The 16538-nt window shown below is 65.9% G+C and carries 14 protein-coding genes; 3 read left to right on the top strand and 11 right to left on the bottom strand.

Annotated features, from left to right (window positions below):
- Positions 1-15 precede the first annotated feature (15 nt).
- The 7 genes from BDW16_RS19075 to BDW16_RS19045 all read right to left on the bottom strand — a co-directional run bounded on the left by BDW16_RS19075 (position 16) and on the right by BDW16_RS19045 (position 7481).
- Complete coding sequence (locus BDW16_RS19075; RefSeq protein WP_075152437.1) at positions 16-138, bottom strand: DUF2474 family protein; 123 nt, start codon at positions 136-138, stop codon at positions 16-18.
- Positions 139-140: 2 nt separating this feature from the next.
- Complete coding sequence (gene cydB / locus BDW16_RS19070) at positions 141-1151, bottom strand: cytochrome d ubiquinol oxidase subunit II (RefSeq protein ID WP_066574096.1); 1011 nt, start codon at positions 1149-1151, stop codon at positions 141-143.
- Complete coding sequence (locus BDW16_RS19065) at positions 1148-2557, bottom strand: cytochrome ubiquinol oxidase subunit I (RefSeq protein ID WP_066574952.1); 1410 nt, start codon at positions 2555-2557, stop codon at positions 1148-1150. The genes cydB and BDW16_RS19065 overlap by 4 nt, the downstream gene beginning before the upstream one ends.
- A gap of 145 nt (positions 2558-2702) precedes the next feature.
- Entirely contained in the window at positions 2703-3839 is a 1137-nt protein-coding gene (locus tag BDW16_RS19060) for an ABC transporter permease (protein WP_066574099.1), read from the bottom strand.
- Positions 3836-5008, bottom strand: coding sequence for an ABC transporter permease (locus BDW16_RS19055; protein ID WP_066574101.1), 1173 nt, complete (start codon positions 5006-5008; stop codon positions 3836-3838). Before BDW16_RS19055 ends, BDW16_RS19060 begins: the two co-directional genes overlap by 4 nt.
- On the bottom strand, positions 5005-6120 hold the full coding sequence (locus BDW16_RS19050; RefSeq protein WP_083954175.1) for an efflux RND transporter periplasmic adaptor subunit: 1116 nt from the start codon (positions 6118-6120) through the stop codon (positions 5005-5007). Before BDW16_RS19050 ends, BDW16_RS19055 begins: the two co-directional genes overlap by 4 nt.
- A complete protein-coding gene (locus tag BDW16_RS19045; RefSeq protein ID WP_066574105.1) occupies positions 6117-7481 on the bottom strand; it encodes a TolC family protein in 1365 nt (454 codons plus the stop codon). The genes BDW16_RS19050 and BDW16_RS19045 overlap by 4 nt, the downstream gene beginning before the upstream one ends.
- A 273-nt stretch (positions 7482-7754) precedes the next feature.
- Here BDW16_RS19045 and ku point away from each other — a divergent pair, with 273 nt between their 5' ends.
- From ku to ligD, 3 genes are read left to right on the top strand one after another with little or no spacing between them, the layout of a single operon-like run.
- Positions 7755-8642, top strand: coding sequence for a non-homologous end joining protein Ku (gene ku / locus BDW16_RS19040; RefSeq protein WP_066574955.1), 888 nt, complete (start codon positions 7755-7757; stop codon positions 8640-8642).
- The gene (locus BDW16_RS19035; protein ID WP_066574107.1) at positions 8639-9115 is read left to right on the top strand and encodes an MgtC/SapB family protein; all 477 of its coding nucleotides are present in this window, start codon (positions 8639-8641) and stop codon (positions 9113-9115) included. Before ku ends, BDW16_RS19035 begins: the two co-directional genes overlap by 4 nt.
- The gene (ligD, locus tag BDW16_RS19030) at positions 9112-11628 is read left to right on the top strand and encodes a DNA ligase D (protein ID WP_066574110.1); all 2517 of its coding nucleotides are present in this window, start codon (positions 9112-9114) and stop codon (positions 11626-11628) included. Before BDW16_RS19035 ends, ligD begins: the two co-directional genes overlap by 4 nt.
- On the opposite strand, the gene BDW16_RS19025 is transcribed toward ligD, so the two are convergent.
- From BDW16_RS19025 to egtD, 4 genes are all read right to left on the bottom strand, one after another.
- Positions 11623-13026, bottom strand: a complete 1404-nt coding sequence (locus BDW16_RS19025; protein WP_241230553.1) for a UdgX family uracil-DNA binding protein — start codon at positions 13024-13026, stop codon at positions 11623-11625. The two genes, ligD and BDW16_RS19025, sit on opposite strands and share 6 nt — an antisense overlap.
- Complete coding sequence (locus tag BDW16_RS19020) at positions 13019-14257, bottom strand: putative DNA modification/repair radical SAM protein (RefSeq protein WP_066574115.1); 1239 nt, start codon at positions 14255-14257, stop codon at positions 13019-13021. Before BDW16_RS19020 ends, BDW16_RS19025 begins: the two co-directional genes overlap by 8 nt.
- A 112-nt stretch (positions 14258-14369) precedes the next feature.
- Positions 14370-15566, bottom strand: a complete 1197-nt coding sequence (egtB, locus tag BDW16_RS19015; RefSeq protein WP_066574117.1) for an ergothioneine biosynthesis protein EgtB — start codon at positions 15564-15566, stop codon at positions 14370-14372.
- Positions 15563-16516 carry an L-histidine N(alpha)-methyltransferase gene (gene egtD / locus BDW16_RS19010; RefSeq protein ID WP_066574120.1) on the bottom strand — a complete coding sequence of 318 codons (954 nt, stop codon included), beginning with the start codon at positions 16514-16516 and terminating at the stop codon, positions 15563-15565. The genes egtB and egtD overlap by 4 nt, the downstream gene beginning before the upstream one ends.
- Positions 16517-16538 lie beyond the last annotated feature (22 nt).

Below are 16538 nucleotides of genomic sequence, written 5' to 3'. Positions count from 1 at the left end.
GCGCAGCAATCTGGCTCAGGCCCTGAGCCAGAAGCGGATGACGAATGCGACCGCGCCCAGCACGGCGAGGCTCATCGCCCAGATCGCCACCAGCCAGGCGACTCGCTTCCACCAGGGACCTGCGTCCTCGCCGTCCATCGTCAATGATATCCCTCTGCGGTCACCTTCCCGCGGAAAACCCAGTAGGAAAAGGCCGTGTAGCTGAGGATGATCGGGATCAGTACCACCGCACCGACCAGCATGAACCATTGGCTCGATGCGGGCGCCGCGGCCTCCCAGATCGTGAGGTGATCCGGCACGATATAGGGATACATGCTGATGCCGAGACCGATGAAGCTCATCAGGAACAGCGCCAGCGCGAGGAAGAAAGGCCGCGCCTCGCGCCGCTTGCGGATCGAGCGGTAGAAGGCGAAGGCGATGATCGCGGTGAGCAGCGGCACCTGAGCGGTCAGCAGCACCGCCGGATAACCGAGCCACTTCTCGCGATAAGCATAATCGAGATTGAGCGTCGCGAGGCTGACCAGCCCGATCACCGCCAGCGTCGCGATGCCGGCGGGCTTGGCGAGGCGGAAGGCGCGCTCCTGTATGCTGCCGTCGGTCTTCCAGATCAGCCAGGTCGCACCGAGCAGCGCATAGCCGCATACCACGCCGGCGCCGGTCAGCAGGCTGAACGGGGTCAGCCAGTCGAGCCAGCCGCCCGCATAGACGCGGTTCTCGATCGCGATACCCTGAAGCATCGCGCCGAGCGTGACGCCCTGACAGAAGGATGCGACGATCGATCCGCCGGCAAAGGCGATGTCCCACCAGCGCCGGTGATCAGGATCGCGCCAGCGCGCCTCGAACGCGACGCCGCGAAACACCAGCCCCAGCACCATCGCGATGATCGGCGGGTAAAGCGCGGTCATCACCACGCCATAGGCCAGCGGAAATGCCGCCATCAGCCCGCCGCCGCCCAGCACCAGCCAGGTTTCGTTGCCGTCCCACACCGGCGCGATCGAATTCATCGCGGTATCGCGCTCCTGCCCGACCTTGAAGGTCGGAAAGAGGATACCGATCCCGAGGTCGAACCCGTCCATGACGATGTATGCGAAGACCGCAAAGGCGATGATGAACGCCCACACCGTCGCGAGGTCGAAATCGACGGCGTTCATTGCTTGCCCTCCGGGCGCTGTGCGGGTCCGGGGGTGATGCCGGCGGTGCGGATCGGTGCGTCCACGTCGATGGCGTCCTCGCCGCGATGCGCGCCCTTGGCCATCAGCTTGAGGATGTACCAGGTGCCGAAGCCGAACACCGCGAAATAGACCAGAACGAAGGCGATCAACGATGCGCCCACTGCGGGCGCTTCCAACGGTGACGCGCTATGGGCGGTGCGCAGGAAGCCATAGACGGTGAAGGGCTGACGCCCGACCTCGGTGGTCACCCATCCTGCCAGCACCGCGACGAAGCCGGATGGCCCCATCACCAGCGCAGCGCGGTGCAGCAGCGGCCAGTCGTACAGCCGCTTGCGGAAGCGCGCGAACAGACTCCACAGTCCGATGCAGAGCATCGCCATGCCCATGCCCACCATGATGCGGAACGACCAGAAGACGATGCCGACCGGCGGCTGGTCTTGTGGTGCGACCGTGTCGAGCCCGGCGAGCGGCGCGTTCGCATCATGCTTCAGGATCAGCGACGAAGCCTTGGGAATCTCGACGGCATAGTCGACGCGCTTTTCGGCCGAATTGGGGATGCCGAACAGGATCAGCGGCGCGCCGTCCGGGTGGCTCTGATAGTGGCCCTCCATCGCCATCACCTTGGCCGGCTGATGCTCAAGCGTGTTGAGACCATGCATGTCGCCTGCGACGATCTGAACCGGCGCGACGATCGCCGCCATCCACATCGCCATCGAGAACATTTTCCGCGCATGCGGATCGGCGCGATCCTTGAGCAGATGCCACGCCCCGACCGCGCCGACGACGAACGCGGTGGTAAGATAGGCGGCGATGACCGTGTGGGCTAGGCGATAGGGGAAGCTCGGGTTGAACACGATCGTCCACCAGCTGCCCGACGGGACGAACTGGCCCGCCGCGTTGATCTCGAACCCGACCGGCGTGTGCATCCAGCTGTTCGCCGAGAGGATCCAGGTGGCGGAGATCAGCGTGCCGATCGAGACCGCGAGGGTGGAGGCGAAGTGCAGTCCCCGGCCCACCTTGTTCATCCCGAACAGCATCACGCCGAGGAAGCCGGCCTCGAGGAAGAAGGCGGTCAGCACCTCATAGGCCATCAGCGGCCCGATGATCGGCCCAGCCTTGTCGGAGAATACCGCCCAGTTGGTCCCGAACTGATAGGACATGACGATCCCGGACACGACACCCATCGCGAATGCGACGGCGAAGATCTTCACCCAGAATTTGAACAGGTCGAGATAGAGCTGCTTGCCGGTCTTGAGCCAAAGCCCTTCCAGCACCGCAAGGTAGCTCGCCAGCCCGATCGAGAAGGCGGGGAAGACGAAGTGGAAGCTGACGGTGAACGCAAACTGGATCCGCGCCAGCAGGATCGGGTCAAAGCCCTCGAACATGAAATCCAACCTCATGCCCTTGCCCGCCTGGAATGCGCCGGGCTTCGGGTGCCGGTCAATCCCTGGATCGAACCGGGCGGCGATCCCATTGGACAGATTGTCTTGGACAAATCGTCCAGGGCACTCGCTCATTGCGACTAACCGGTTATCTGCTGTCTGGCCCGCCCTTTTCGGCCTCGCGCCGTCCCCAACGGCCAAGGCGCAGGAACGCGATCGTTCCGTAGAGCAGGGTCAGCCCCAGGAGATTGACCAGCTCCGGCCATTGCTCGGTGAGCGACGCCCCCATCTGGTTGACCCCGACCATCAGATGGATGCCCGGTGTCGTCGGAAGCAGGCGGCCGAGCATCGCGAGCCAGTCCGGCGTCGCCTCCACCGGCCAGGACAGACCGGACAGGAAGAAGATCGGAACGGAGGTGACGATCCATAGCTGGATCGGCCGCTCGCGCGTGCGGAAGAAACTTGCCAAGGCAAGCGCCCCCGCCACCGTCGCGGCGATGAACGCAGCCGCCGACACCAGCAAGACACCGATATTGCCCTGCGCCCGGGGATAGTCCTGAAACCAGAAGACGAAGCCGGTGAAATAGGCAACGTCGGCGCAGCCGATCACGAAGAAGGCAAGCGCGACACCCAGCAGCGTTGCTGGCGCCAGCCGCCGCATGCCGTGCCGTTCGCGGATCGTGCCCGCCAGCAGCGCGAGCCCCATCAGCAGTGTCTGATGGATGATCAGAAAGGCCACGCCGGGAAAGATCGTGCTGCCATAGCCTTCGCGCGTGTTGAACAGCGGCCGCTGGATCAATGCGAGCGGCGGCGGCGCAGGGGCACCCAGCGCCATCGCCTGGCCGGTCGCCGCCTCCAATCCAAAGGCGCCAATCGCGCTGCCCACCCCGGCCAGCGCGGTGCTGCTGCGCAACAGATAGGCCCCGTTACCGTATAGCGCGACATTGCCCTGCTCGCCGCGCAGGATACGCTGTTCGAACCCCGCCGGGATAACCACCGCAGCGCTGGCGCGACGATCCGCGATCCACTTCGCGGCTTCGTCGGGCGAGGACAGCCGCGCGACGAGCCGAGCCGACTGAACCGCCGCGAGCTTGGTCGTGAGCGACCGGCTCGATCCGCTATGATCGAGATCGACCGAGACCACCGGCATCCGCTCCGGCACCTCTCCCGAATAGGCGGTGGGATAGAAGAAGGAATAGAGGATCGCCGATCCGATCAGCAGAAGCAGGGCGCTGCGATCGCTCAGGATCGTTCGGAACGCACCGGCGAACCCGCGCCAGATCACCGGCGCCCCCAGCTGTCGGGCTGTGCCGCGGCGGCGATGTAGCGCGGCAGGCCGATGGCGAGGCCGACGGGGAGGAAGATCAGCATGACCAGCAGATGCCGCAGCGAGACCACCACCGGCGATCCCATCATCCATTGCTCCGCCAGCAACTGGGCGAAGGCGGTATAGGGAAGCAAGGCGCTCCACAGTTGCGCAAAGGCCGAGGCAGCCTCGATCGGAAAGATCGCCCCGGCAAAGGCGAAGGAGGCACCGGCATAGAGGCCAGTCAGTGACAGCGCCGAACCCATCGACAGGGTCAGCCCGGCGAACAGCAACGCGACCCCGACATAGGCGAAGTACATTGCCGCATATCCCGCCAGCAGCAGCGCGACGCTCCCCGTCACCGGCCAGCCCCGCCCAAGCGCGAGATAGGCGGTCGCGAGTGCGCCCCAGCCCATGAAGACCAGGAAGTACGGCGCGATCTTGCCCGCGATCCGCATCGCGGCCTCTCCCTTGCCCGTCTCGCCGATCCACGCGCCGATGGTGCCGTCGCGCAGTTCCCGTCCCAGCGCGCCGGCGACCGCGACCATGAAGATGAGGTGGAGCAGCGCCGGATGAATGAGCGCTACCAGCTGGAGTTCGTAGCTTCCCTGCGGGTTGAACAGGATGCGCGACTGGACCGCGATCGGCGGGCGGCGGACCTTGCCGGGCCCGGCGACGATCGCGGACTGCTCCGCCGCGAGCTTCGCGGCGTAAGCCTGAACCACGCCCGCAATCTCGCGCAGCGCGGCCCCCGACGCGGTCGAGTAGCTGGCATTGTGGAAGGCGAGCACGCGCGCGGTTCCACCGCGCATCACGGTGCGTGCGGTCCCGGTGGGGATCAGCACCACCGCATAGGCATGCCGCGCACGCACCAGACGCTCGGCCTCTTTCATGTCGCCCGCGAGCGCGGCGACGCGAAGGCCAGGTGCTGCGTCCAGACGCCGCGCGGTCTCGCGCGCGATGCCGCTGCCGTCCTGATCGACGACGATGATGGGCAGGTCGCGCATGACCCCCGCCGAAAGCTGGATCGCCACCGCCGCAAGCAACAGCAGGGGCACCCAGGTCAGCAGCGCCAGGTCCCAGAAACTGTGCCGCAGGAACCGCGCTTCCCGCCGGAACCCCGCAGCAAAGGCGGCGGCTGGCTTCATTGCGGCCAGTCGAACAGCACGGTCATCCCGGGTCTGAGATTGCGGATCGGCGCCACCGGCACCACCCGGATCTCGAAGCTCTTGACGTCGAACCCGCTAGATTGGCGGGTCGCGCGCCAGGTGGCGAAATCGCCCGCCGGCGCCAGATAGGCGACGCGGAAGCGCGCGCGCTGCCGGCCGAGCGCCGGGATCGTGCCGCTGATCTCGGCGCCGCGGGCAAGGCCGCGCAGCTGATCCTCGCGCAGGTTGAGCGTGACCCAGGGCCGCGCCACGTCGGTCAGCAGGAAGACGGGAAAGCCCTGCGGCACCAGCTCGCCCGGCTGGGCAAGGCGCTTGCCGACTTCGCCGTCCGATGGCGCAAGGATGCGCGTCTCGGCCGCGGCTGCCGCGACTTCCGCCGCAGCGCCGCGCGCCTGCTGCACCTGCCCGGCCGCCGCCGCCTTGTCCTGCCGCCGCGCACCTGCACGCGCCAGGTCATATTGCGCGCGCGCGGCCTTGGCCGCTTCGGCGGAGGCGATGGCGTTCGTGCGCGCCTCGTCCGCCTTCTGCCCGGCGATCACGCCTTCGTTGAACAGCCGCTGAGTCCGCGCCGCCGTCGCTCCGGCCAGATCAGCCGCAGCCTGTGCACGGCGCCACTGGGCTTCGGCAGCGCGAATATCCTCGGTCCGCGCGCCCTCCTCGGCCTTGCTCTCCACCGCCTGTGCTGCTGCAAGCGCGCCGCCGGCCTGCTGCTCCTTCGCGGCGACTTCGGGGCTGGTGATCGTGTAGAGCAGCTGCCCTGCACGCACCGCCTGGCCTTCCTCGACATGGAATGCGGCGATTCGCCCGGTCACCTTGCTGGTGACGCGCAACTCACGCGCATCGACCATGCCCTGAATCTGGTCGGGCACGGGCCGGTAGCTGAGCCACAAGCCAGTGCCGAGCGCTGCAATGATCGCAATGACGATGACCTGGAGCAACCAGCGAGGCCGATCGCGCTGTGCCGGCTCCGCTTCAGGTACGGGATCAGGCTCCGTCGCCGGGGCGGGCGCAGCTTCCGGCTTTTCAGGCACCACAGCCTTACGAGGGGGCGGCTCGGGCTTGGCGGCTTCTGCGGGCGTCTCTTCGTTCATGGGATCACCTTGTCGGCCTGTGCGACATAGTCCGGCATCTTCGACATCTGCCCGCTGACATTCAGCAACTGGGCGAGCGCCTGCACATATTCGTTCGCCGCCTGCGCGCGCTGAACGCGGACGCGACCCAGCCCCAGCTCGGCATCGATCACGTCGAGCGACGTCGCCTGCTGCTCGCGGAAGGACAAGGTCTGCAGCCGCAGATTTTCCTGCGACGAGGCCACCGCGCCGTCGAGAAGCAGGAAACGTTTCCGTGCGGCCTCGACCGCGTACCAGGCTTGGGTGACGCCGATCTCAAGCTGCGTCCGTGCCTCCCGGACGCCCGCTCTTGCCTGCTCCGCGACCTGCCTTGCGGCCTCAACCGACTGGCGACGGCCAAGGCCTGAGGCGAGCTTGTACTTGACCCCGATCCCGACGGACCAGTCCGGATCGGTGAGCAGCGAATCCCGGCGGTCGAAATTATACTGGCCGAATGCATAGACCGTCGGCCGCAGCTTGCTCTGCTGCAGCGTGACGCCGGCCGCCGCCTGATCCTCGAGCGCCTCCAGCCGGGCAAGCTGCGGGTGGTGGTCGAGCGCCGCCGCCTTGAATACCGCAAGAGGGGGAAGGCTGTGCGAGATAATGAACAGCGGACTGATCGGTCGTACCCCGGCAGGCGCGCGGAGCAGGCCGGCAAGTGCCGCGTTCGCCGTGGCTAGGTCCGCGATCGCCTTTTCATATTCGCGCGCCGCATCGTCGCGCGCGACTTCGGCCTGCAGCCGTTGCGCCCGGCTGATGAACCGTTCGCGTTCCAGTTTCGTCGCGTCGGACACATGGCGCTCGAGACCGGTCAGAACATCGCGGCGTACCCCCAGCGCCCGCTCCGCCAGCTGCTGCCCGTAATAGGCGTTCACCAGCTGAACGAGCGCATTGTCGACCGCGAGCGCCTGGTCCGCCCTCGCCTGCGCGACCTGTGCCTTCGCGCCGGCCTGGGTGCCGGAAATCTGCCCGCCGGTATAGATCGGCAGCGTCGCGGTGACGATCGGCCTGGCGCTGTCGCGCCGCTGCTGGAAGCGCAGCGGATCGCGGATCCCGAACGCCTGCGCCACCGGTGCCAGCGAGCCGAGCGGCAGATACAGGGTCTTCTGATATTCGAGCAGCTGCGCCTCGAAATCCACATCCGGACGAGTCAGCGTGCGCGTTGCCCCTTCCTGCGCCTCCTTGCTGCGAACATTGGCGTCCGACGCGGCGATGGCATCCGATCGCTGAAGCAGCCGCGCCTGCGCAGCGCCATAGTCGAGTGCGGCCGGATCGGCATCTTGGGCCAATGCGGGTGTCGCGACGGCGGCAGCGCAGATCCAGAACCACCGGTAGATACTCATCGCCCCTCCCGAGCCTGATGCGGGGTCCCGCCAGTCTAAGCCGAACCACGCCGGGACCGCCACGGGATTTTCGCGCACGGTGCCCGCCAATCGGAATTGCCGCAAAGGGCGTCCGATCCGTCGCGCGCGTGCCGAACGATTCGGCAAGATGCGCAGAAACGGAATCGATCTCGTGGCGCCGCCGTTCCGGGCGTTTCGACGCGGATGTTCGGTCAGATCAAAGCCATCGGAACCATCCCCCCCTCCGCACGCTTGACGGTCTGGAGGTTCCGCATGGCTGCACGCGCATATTGGCAAGGCCAGATCAAGCTGGCGCTCGTGTCCATCCCGGTCGAGGTCTATCCCGCGACCAAATCCGGCGCCGCGGTGAGTTTCCGCCAGATCCACGAACCCACCGGCAAGCCGATCCGGTACGAAAAGGTGGTCAGCGGCGTCGGGCCGGTCGATCGCGACGAAATCCTAAAAGGGTATGAGCTGTCGAAGGGCAATTACGTCCTGCTCGAGCAGGACGAGATCGACGCGGTGAAGATCGAGAGCCGCAAGACGCTGGATCTCATCCAGTTCGTCGACGCGGACGCGATCGACGTCCTCTATTACGAAAAGCCCTATTTCGTCGTCCCCGCCGACGATCTGGCGGAAGAGGCCTATGCCGTGCTGCGCGACGCCCTGCGCCAGACGAGGAAGGTCGGCCTCGGCCAGCTTTCGGTGCGCGGGCGCGAGCAGCTTGTCTCGCTCAAGCCGTGCGGGCGCGGACTGGTGCTCGAAGTGCTGCGCTATGCCGATGAGGTGAACAAGGCGCAGACCTATTTCCGCGGCATGCCGGAGGAGACCGCCGATGAGGACATGCTCGACCTTGCCACCAGCATCATCGAGAAGCGCACCGCCCCGTTCAAGCCGGAGGAGTTCCACGATCGCTATGTCGATGCGCTCCACCGGCTGATCGACAAGAAGAAAAAGGCCAAGGGCAAGCGCATCATCGAGGAGGTCGACGACCAGCCGGGCGGGCGAAGCGGAAGCAACGTCATCGACCTGATGGCCGCTCTCAAGAAATCAGCCGGCGAGGCCGCACGCAAGCCCGCCGCGAAGAAGGCGCGTAGCCCAGCGAAGGCACCCGCGACAACCAAGCGGGCAAGCCCCGCCAAACGCAAGCGCGCAGGATGATCCTAAACCCGGATACACCGCTTCACCTGATCGACGGGCCGGTGCTGCTGCGGCTCGGGGCCGCGACCGTCCTGGGGCTGCTGCTGGGACTGGACCGGGAGCTTCGCGGCCATCCCGCGGGTCTGCGCACGCATGGCATGATCTGCTTCACCAGCGCGCTGATGACGGTCTGTGCCATCGCCCTGCACGGACAGCTGCGCGGACAGGGCAGTATTGACCCGCTGCGGGTATTCGAGGCGTCGGCCGCGTTCACCGGCATCATCGCGGCCGGGCTGATCGTGTTCAGCAAGGGCGAGATCAGGAATCTCACCACCGCCGCGCATGTCTGGCTCGCCTCGATGATCGGCATCGCCTGCGGCGCAGCGCTGTGGCCGCTCGTCGTCAGCGCCACCATCGTCGCGGTCGCGATGCTGAGCCTGCTCGGCTTTGTCGAACGCCGCTGGCTGAATCCGGATGGCGAGGACAAGCAATGACGGCCGCGAACCCCCTGGATATCTACAACGCTAAACGCGACTTCACCCGCACGAAGGAACCCAGGGGCAAGGTCGCGAAGAAGCGCGGCAACAGCTTCGTCGTCCAGAAGCACGCCGCGACGCGGCTTCACTGGGATTTCCGGCTCGAGATCGACGGCGTCCTCAAAAGCTGGGCGGTCACAAAGGGCCCGAGCTGCGACCCCGCCGACAAACGCCTGGCGGTCCGCACCGAGGATCACCCGCTCGACTATGGGGAGTTCGAGGGGAATATCCCGAAAGGCGAATATGGCGGCGGCACCGTCATGCTGTGGGATCGCGGCACCTGGGAGCCGGTCGCTGGCAAGCGCGCCGACGACCTGGAGGACGGCCATCTCCACTTCGTCCTCCATGGCGAGCGGATGAAAGGCGAATGGCTGCTGGTGCGCATGAAGGGTCGCCCGGGCGAGAAGCGCGAGAACTGGCTGCTACGCAAGATCGACGATGCGGAGGCGGGCCAGGGCGACACGCTGGTCGAACGCGGCCTCACCAGCGTGCTCACCGGCCGGTCGCTGGCGCAGATCGAGGCGGACACCGCCGGCACCCAGTCGCTCAAGGGCATCAAGGGCAAGGCATTCGCCCGGAAGATGCAGGCGGCGAAAGTGCACAATGCCCGCATCGGGGGCAAGGCACAGGAAAAGAGCAAGTCGCGCGCGGCCCCGCTCCCCCGCTTCGTCAAGCCGCAGCTGGCGACGCTGGTCGATGATGTGCCCACCGGCAATGAGTGGCTGCACGAAATCAAATATGACGGTTATCGCCTGCTGATCGCGGCGCGCGGCGGCGAAGTGAAGGTCTACACCCGCAACGGCCTAGACTGGACCGCCAAGTTCGGGCCTCTGGTACAGGCCATCGCCGCGCTCGACCTTCCGCCCGCGCTGATCGACGGCGAGGTGGTCGCCTTCGATGCGAACGGCAATCCTAGCTTCTCCGTGCTGCAATCGGTGCTCAAGCGCGGCCACGGCGAACAGCGCGCCGACACGCCCTTTCACTTCTTCGCCTTCGACCTGCTCTCGCTCGACGGAGCCGACCTCAAGCCGCTGCCCATGATCGAGCGCAAGGAGCGGCTGGAAGCGCTGCTCGCCCATGCCGAGTCACCGATCCGAGTTGCCGATCACCTGATCGGCGCGGGGGAAAGGCTCTACCGGTCGCTATGCGATGCGGGGCAGGAAGGGATCATCGCCAAGCGCATCGACGACGCCTATCGCAGCGGTCGCACTCGCAACTGGGTCAAGGTCAAATGCACCCGCCGGCAGGAATTCGTGGTGATCGGCTGGACCGCGAGCAAGGCGAAGGGCCGCGCCTTCGCCTCACTCCTCCTCGCCCAGCATGAGGGGAAGACGCTGACCTACAAGGGCAAGGTCGGCACCGGCTTCGACTCGGGCACGATGGACGAACTCGCCGCCGCGATGAAACCGCTCGCCACCCGGGACGCCCCCGCCGAAGTTCCCCGCGCCGAGGCGCGCGGCGCGCACTGGATCGAGCCGAAGCTGGTCGCGGAAGTCGCCTTCGCCGAATTCACCGGTGACGGTCGCGTCCGCCATGGCAGCTTCCTCGGCCTGCGCACCGACAAACCGGCAAAGTCTGTGAAACCGGAAAAGCCGGCCCCCGCGCCGCCGCCCGAGAGCGGGGTGAAGATCAGCAGCCGCGAACGCGTCATCTTCCCCGACAGCGGTCAGACCAAGGGCGATCTGGCCGACTATTATGCGCGCATCGCCCCGCTGATGCTCCCCTTCGCCGCCAACCGCCCGGTCAGCCTGGTCCGTTGCCCGCAGGGGCGCTCCAGGAACTGCTTCTTCCAGAAGCACGACAGCGGCGCATTCGGTGATCATGTCCATCACGTGCCGATCCGCGAGAAGGACGGCGGGACAGAGGACTATATCTATGTCGACGATGCCGACGGCCTCCTCGCCTGCGTCCAGATGGGAACGATCGAATTCCATGGCTGGGCGTCTCGCGCCGACGCGGTCGAGCTGCCCGACCGGATGATCTTCGACCTCGATCCGGACGAGGGCATGGACTTCGCCCGCGTGCGGACGGCTGCCGCCGACATCCGCGACCAACTGAGCGCCATCGGTCTCGTCTCCTTTGCCATGTTGTCGGGGGGCAAGGGCGTGCATGTCGTCGTGCCGCTGACGCCCGGTCATGACTGGGAAACGCACAAGGATTTCGCTTCCCGCTTCGCCCATGCGCTTAGCGCGGCCGAACTGGATCGCTTCGTCGCGACGATGAGCAAGGCGAAGCGCAAGGGCCGCATCTTCATCGACTGGCTTCGCAACCAGCGCGGCAGCACCGCAATCCTGCCCTATTCCGCGCGGGCGCGGGCAGGCGCGCCTGTCGCGATACCGATCGACTGGACCGAGCTTTCGGGGATGAAGGACGCGCACCCGTTCGATATCGGGGACGCCGAAACGCTGTGGGAACGGTCGAAGACGCTGAAAGGCTGGGGCTTCGCGGCGCAGCGATTGCCGCAACTATGAATCCCTCCATCGGCCTGCCCGCTGCGCACCGATCCGGCGAAGATCTTCCACGAAGCGCGCATATTCCTCGTCTTTGTCCTCCCGCACGCGCAGCAAATAGCTGGGATGGACGGTGACCCAGGCCTCCCCGCCCTCGGGCAGCGGCTGCGCTTCGCCGCGCAGCGCCGAAACCGTCACGGCCCTGCCGAACAGCGATCGCGCCGCCGTCGCGCCGAGCGCGACGGTGATCCGCGGGCGGATCAGCGTCAGTTCGCGTTCCAGCCACCAGCGGCAGGCTGAGATTTCACCCGCGTTGGGCTTGTCGTGAATGCGCCGCTTGCCCCGCCGCTCGAACTTGAAATGCTTGACCGCATTGGTGACGTAGGCGCGCGTGCGATCGATTCCGGCCTCAACCAGCGCACGGTCGAAAAGCTGCCCCGCTGGGCCGACAAAGGGTCTGCCCGCGAGATCCTCCTGATCGCCCGGTTGCTCGCCGACGAAGACAATGTCGGCATCCAGCGGCCCCTCACCGAACACCGTCTGCGTCGCGCATCGATGAAGGTCGCAGCGGGTGCAGCGCTTGGCCTCGGTGCGCAGCGCGTTCCAGCTCTTCGTCGCATTGTCGCCGGTCATCCCGGCGGCGGAGGTCGCGACCATTGCCCTCTCCTGCCTCTGTGCGCCCGCGATCAGGCCCGGCACCAGCGCGGTCTCGGGCATGTTTCTCCAGTACTTCTTCGGCATCTCCTTCAGCATCGCGCCGATCTTCACGCGCGCCGGGTTGAAGATTGACGCATAGTAAGTCTTCCAGACTGCCTCCACCGGATCACCGTCCGGCGCCTCGGCCCTGCTCGCGCCCGGCCCTTCCGACAGCGCTTCACCGTCCCAGTGGAGCGAGAGGTCGGGGGTCAAAATCGACCAGCGCATGCTGGCAAAGCGGCGCACGAAGAACCCCGCATTGGCGCGCACGATGTGATGCTCGGGCTCGAACCAGGCGACATAGCGCCCCTCCTCCCCCTCACTCAGCTCGCGGAAACGCAGAAAGGCGCGCATCTTGTGCATGTCGCGCCGGACCGCGCTGGCCAGGCGGGCGAGCCGGCGAATCAGCGGATCGGCCCCGTCCTCCATCGCCCGCGGCTCTTCGCGCAGACGGCAGAGCAATCCGAATAGCAGCGAGAAGCGCTCGGGATCGCGGTGACAGATCACGGTCCGCGCGAGATCGACGAAGGGCCGCGGAACGGAAAAGGCACCTTCGGCAATGGCGGCCATCGTGGGTGGCGCACCGAACAGATCGTCTTCGCCTTCGACCTGCCATAGCACGTCATCCGGCGCGGTGCCGTCCAGGATCAGCGCCCGGGCCGCGCTTCGCCAGCCATCGAAATCGTCCGGCGCGGCAAGATGGGCCGTGCGGAGTTCACGCACCGAACAGCTCCAGCTGCCTCGCCTTGGGTGCGCGCGGCGCCAGCAGCGCATCGGCGAGCGCGGTGGGGCGCCAGTCGGCGGCGATGAGGAACGGGCGCAATCGCGCGATCGAGACGGTCAGGCGGCCGATATCCTCGAGCCGAAGCCGGCGATGGCGCCGCGCGGCGATGATGCCGTCCACCGCGCGCACACCGAGCCCAGGAATGCGCAACAATGCCTCGCGCGGTGCCCGATTGGCGTCGAGCGGAAAGAAGTCGCGGTGCTTGAGCGCCCAGGCGAGCTTGGGATCGATATCGAGCGGAAGGTTGCCCCCGGCGTCCGCCGAATCCGCGACCTCACGACTGGAATAGCCGTAGAAGCGCATCATCCAGTCCGCCTGGTAGAGCCGGTGTTCGCGCATCAATGGCGGCCGGATGAGCGGGAGCACCGCGCTCGCATCCGGAATCGGCGAGAAGGCCGAGTAGTAGACGCGGCGGAGGTGAAACCGGTCATAAAGCGACGCCGCGCGTTTCACGATCGCCGCATCGGTGGCCGCGTCCGCCCCGACGATCATCTGGGTCGACTGGCCTGCCGGGGCAAAATCGGGCGCCGACCTGTAACGCGCCTTCGCATCGGCGCCGTCAAGTATCGCCGCGTCCATCGTGCCCATCGCACCCTCGATCCGTCCCGCGTTCTTCTCGGGCGCTAGCCGCTCCAGGCCCGCGACGGTCGGCAGCTCGACATTGATCGAGATCCGGTCGGCGTGGAGGCCCGCACGGCGGATCAGGTCGGGATCGGCATCGGGAATGGTCTTGAGATGGATATAGCCGCGAAAATCATGATCTTCCCGCAATGTCCGGGCCACCTCGACGATCTGCTCCATCGTATAGTCGGGTGAGCGGATGATGCCGGACGAGAGGAATAGCCCCTCGATATAATTGCGCCGGTAGAATGCGAGGGTGAGATCGGCCACTTCCCGCACCGTGAAGCGCGCACGGCGAACGTTCGAACTCTTGCGGTTGATGCAATAATGGCAGTCGAAGATGCAGCTGTTGGTCAGCAGGATCTTGAGCAGGCTGATGCAGCGGCCGTCCGGCGCATAGGCGTGACAGATGCCCATACCTTCGGTCGATCCGATCCCCTTACTGCCGGCGCTGTCGCGCTTCTTCGTCCCGGACGAGGCGCACGACGCGTCATATTTTGCCGCATCGGCAAGGATCGCGAGCTTTTCCCGGACATCGAGCTGGGCCATGAGTTCTTTATATGTTCCACATTTTCCCGCATCAAGACAGTATGTTGGTCAGATCCAACCCCCGCCATGGATAGGGGCACTTCAAGATAGGCACGCAACCGCCGCCTTCGATTCAGCCGGACGCAAGCCTGAGCGCCGAGAACATCCAGCGCGCGGCTGGTGGGAAGAAGTTACGGTAGGTCGGCCTGGAATGGCCGACCGGGGTCGCGAGCGATCCACCGCGCAAGACCATCTGATTGACCATGAATTTCCCATTATATTCGCCGACGGCTCCTGCAGCGGGCGCGAAGCCGGGATAGGCGACATAGGGGGAAGCGGTCCATTGCCAGCCCTGGTCGAATAGCTGCCGGAGCGAAGATCGGGTCGCCGCGGTCTCCCATTCCGCTTCGGTCGGCAGGCGGTGGCCCGCCCAACGGGCATAGGCATCCGCTTCATAATAGCTGAGATGGAGAACGGGCTCGGAGAGATCGAGCGGCTGGCGTCCGTCCAGGGCAAAACGGGTCCAGCCGGAGTCGCTCTGATGCCAGTAGAGCGGCGCGCCCCAGCCGTTCGCCTCAACCGCGGCCCACCCGTCGGACAGCCACAACTCCGGCCGCCGATAGCCATTATCCTCAATGAAGCGGAGATACTCGCCCGCCGTTGTCAGCCGGTTGGTGATACGAAAGGGCTCCAGCCATATCCGATGACAAGGCCCCTCGTTGTCGAAGGCGAAGCCTTCGCCGTTATCACCGATCGTGTACAAGCCACCCGGGATCTCGCTCCATTCAAGCTCGCCTGGTGCGGCGAACCCGGGGCCCTTCTCACGATAGGCCGGCGCGATCGGATTGCAGGAAAGCGCATGCTGAATATCCATCAGAATGAGTTCCTGGTGCTGTTGCTCGTGATGGATACCGAGCTCAAGCAGACCCAGCCACCGCGCCGGAGCGACGCTGGCGATGAGATGGAGCATGGCCTTGTCGATATGCCGGCGATAGGCATGGATATCTTCGAGCGAGGGGCGTGAGATCAGGCCCCGTTCGGCGCGCGGGTGGCGCGCGCCGACACCCACATAGTAAGAATTGAAGAGGGTCGCATAGGCGGGATCGAAGGCGCGATAGCCGGGAAGCAACGGCAAAAGGAGGAATGTCTCGAAGAACCAGCTTGTGTGTGCAAGATGCCATTTCGCCGGACTGGCGTCGGGCATCGACTGAACCTGACAATCTTCCGCCGACAAGGTCGCGGTGAGGGCTTCGGTTGCATCGCGGACCAATCGAAAGCGCTGCTCGGGATCCGGTCGGCCGGACCGCACCGGTCGGGCGTTCTGCGTCACGGCCCGGCCTCATCGTCGGCCGCGGCCCAGACATGCAGGCCGAAACAATTGTGCGGATCGGTCCAGAACGCCAGCGGCTCCCACCCCGAGGCTCGCGCGAGCAGCCGCGCTTCCTCAGGGGTATACTTGTAGCTGTTCTCGGTATGGATCGTTTCGCCCGCTCGCATGCTGAACTGCTGCCCCGCCACACGGAACGTCATATCCATATTCGCAAGAAGGTGCATCTCAATCCGGCCAAGCCCATCGTGCCAGACCGCACGATGCTCGAAGGCGTCCACGGCTATCGTCCCGCCGAGCTCGCGATTGATCCGGTGAAGAAGGTTGAGGTTGAAGGCAGCCGTCACGCCGCACGCATCGTCATAGGCCGCTTCGAGAAGCCGCGGATTCTTGCGTGTGTCGATGCCGATGACGAGACGGGCATTCTCGCCGAGGATCGCGCGAAACGAACGCAGCAGGTCCGTCGCGGCCCGGTGTCCGAAGTTACCGATGGTCGAACCGGGGAAGAAGCCGGTAAGCGGGCCACTGAAACGGGGAAGAACAAGGGACTTGGTGAAATCGCCGATAACCGGGAGCACCTGCACCGTCGGATAGCGTTGCTTGAGGGCGGCGGCCGAATCGTTCAGGAACTCGCCCGAAATGTCGATCGGGACATAGGTGGGCGCGGCAATCGCGGTCAGAAGCAAAGGAGTCTTGGTCGCCGAACCCGCCCCGAATTCAACCAGCGTACGGCCGTAACCGGCAAGCCGTGCGAGATCGCCGGCATGCACGCGGAGAAGATCGGTCTCGGTACGGGTCGGGTAATATTCGGGGAGCCGAGTGATTTCCTCGAACAGCTCGGAGCCGCGCCGGTCATAGAAATAGCGCGCAGGGATCGCCTTCTGCGCAAGCGAGAGGCCGTTGAGAACCGCCTCGCCAAAGTCGTCCAGGACGTCCGTATCCGTTTCGAGCATGCGCCCTCCTTCTGTCTGGGTG

It is taken from the genome of Sphingomonas koreensis, from assembly GCF_002797435.1.
In the GTDB taxonomy this organism is placed as follows: Bacteria; Pseudomonadota; Alphaproteobacteria; order Sphingomonadales; family Sphingomonadaceae; genus Sphingomonas; species Sphingomonas koreensis.
This window is presented reverse-complemented; position numbering and strand designations above follow the sequence as displayed.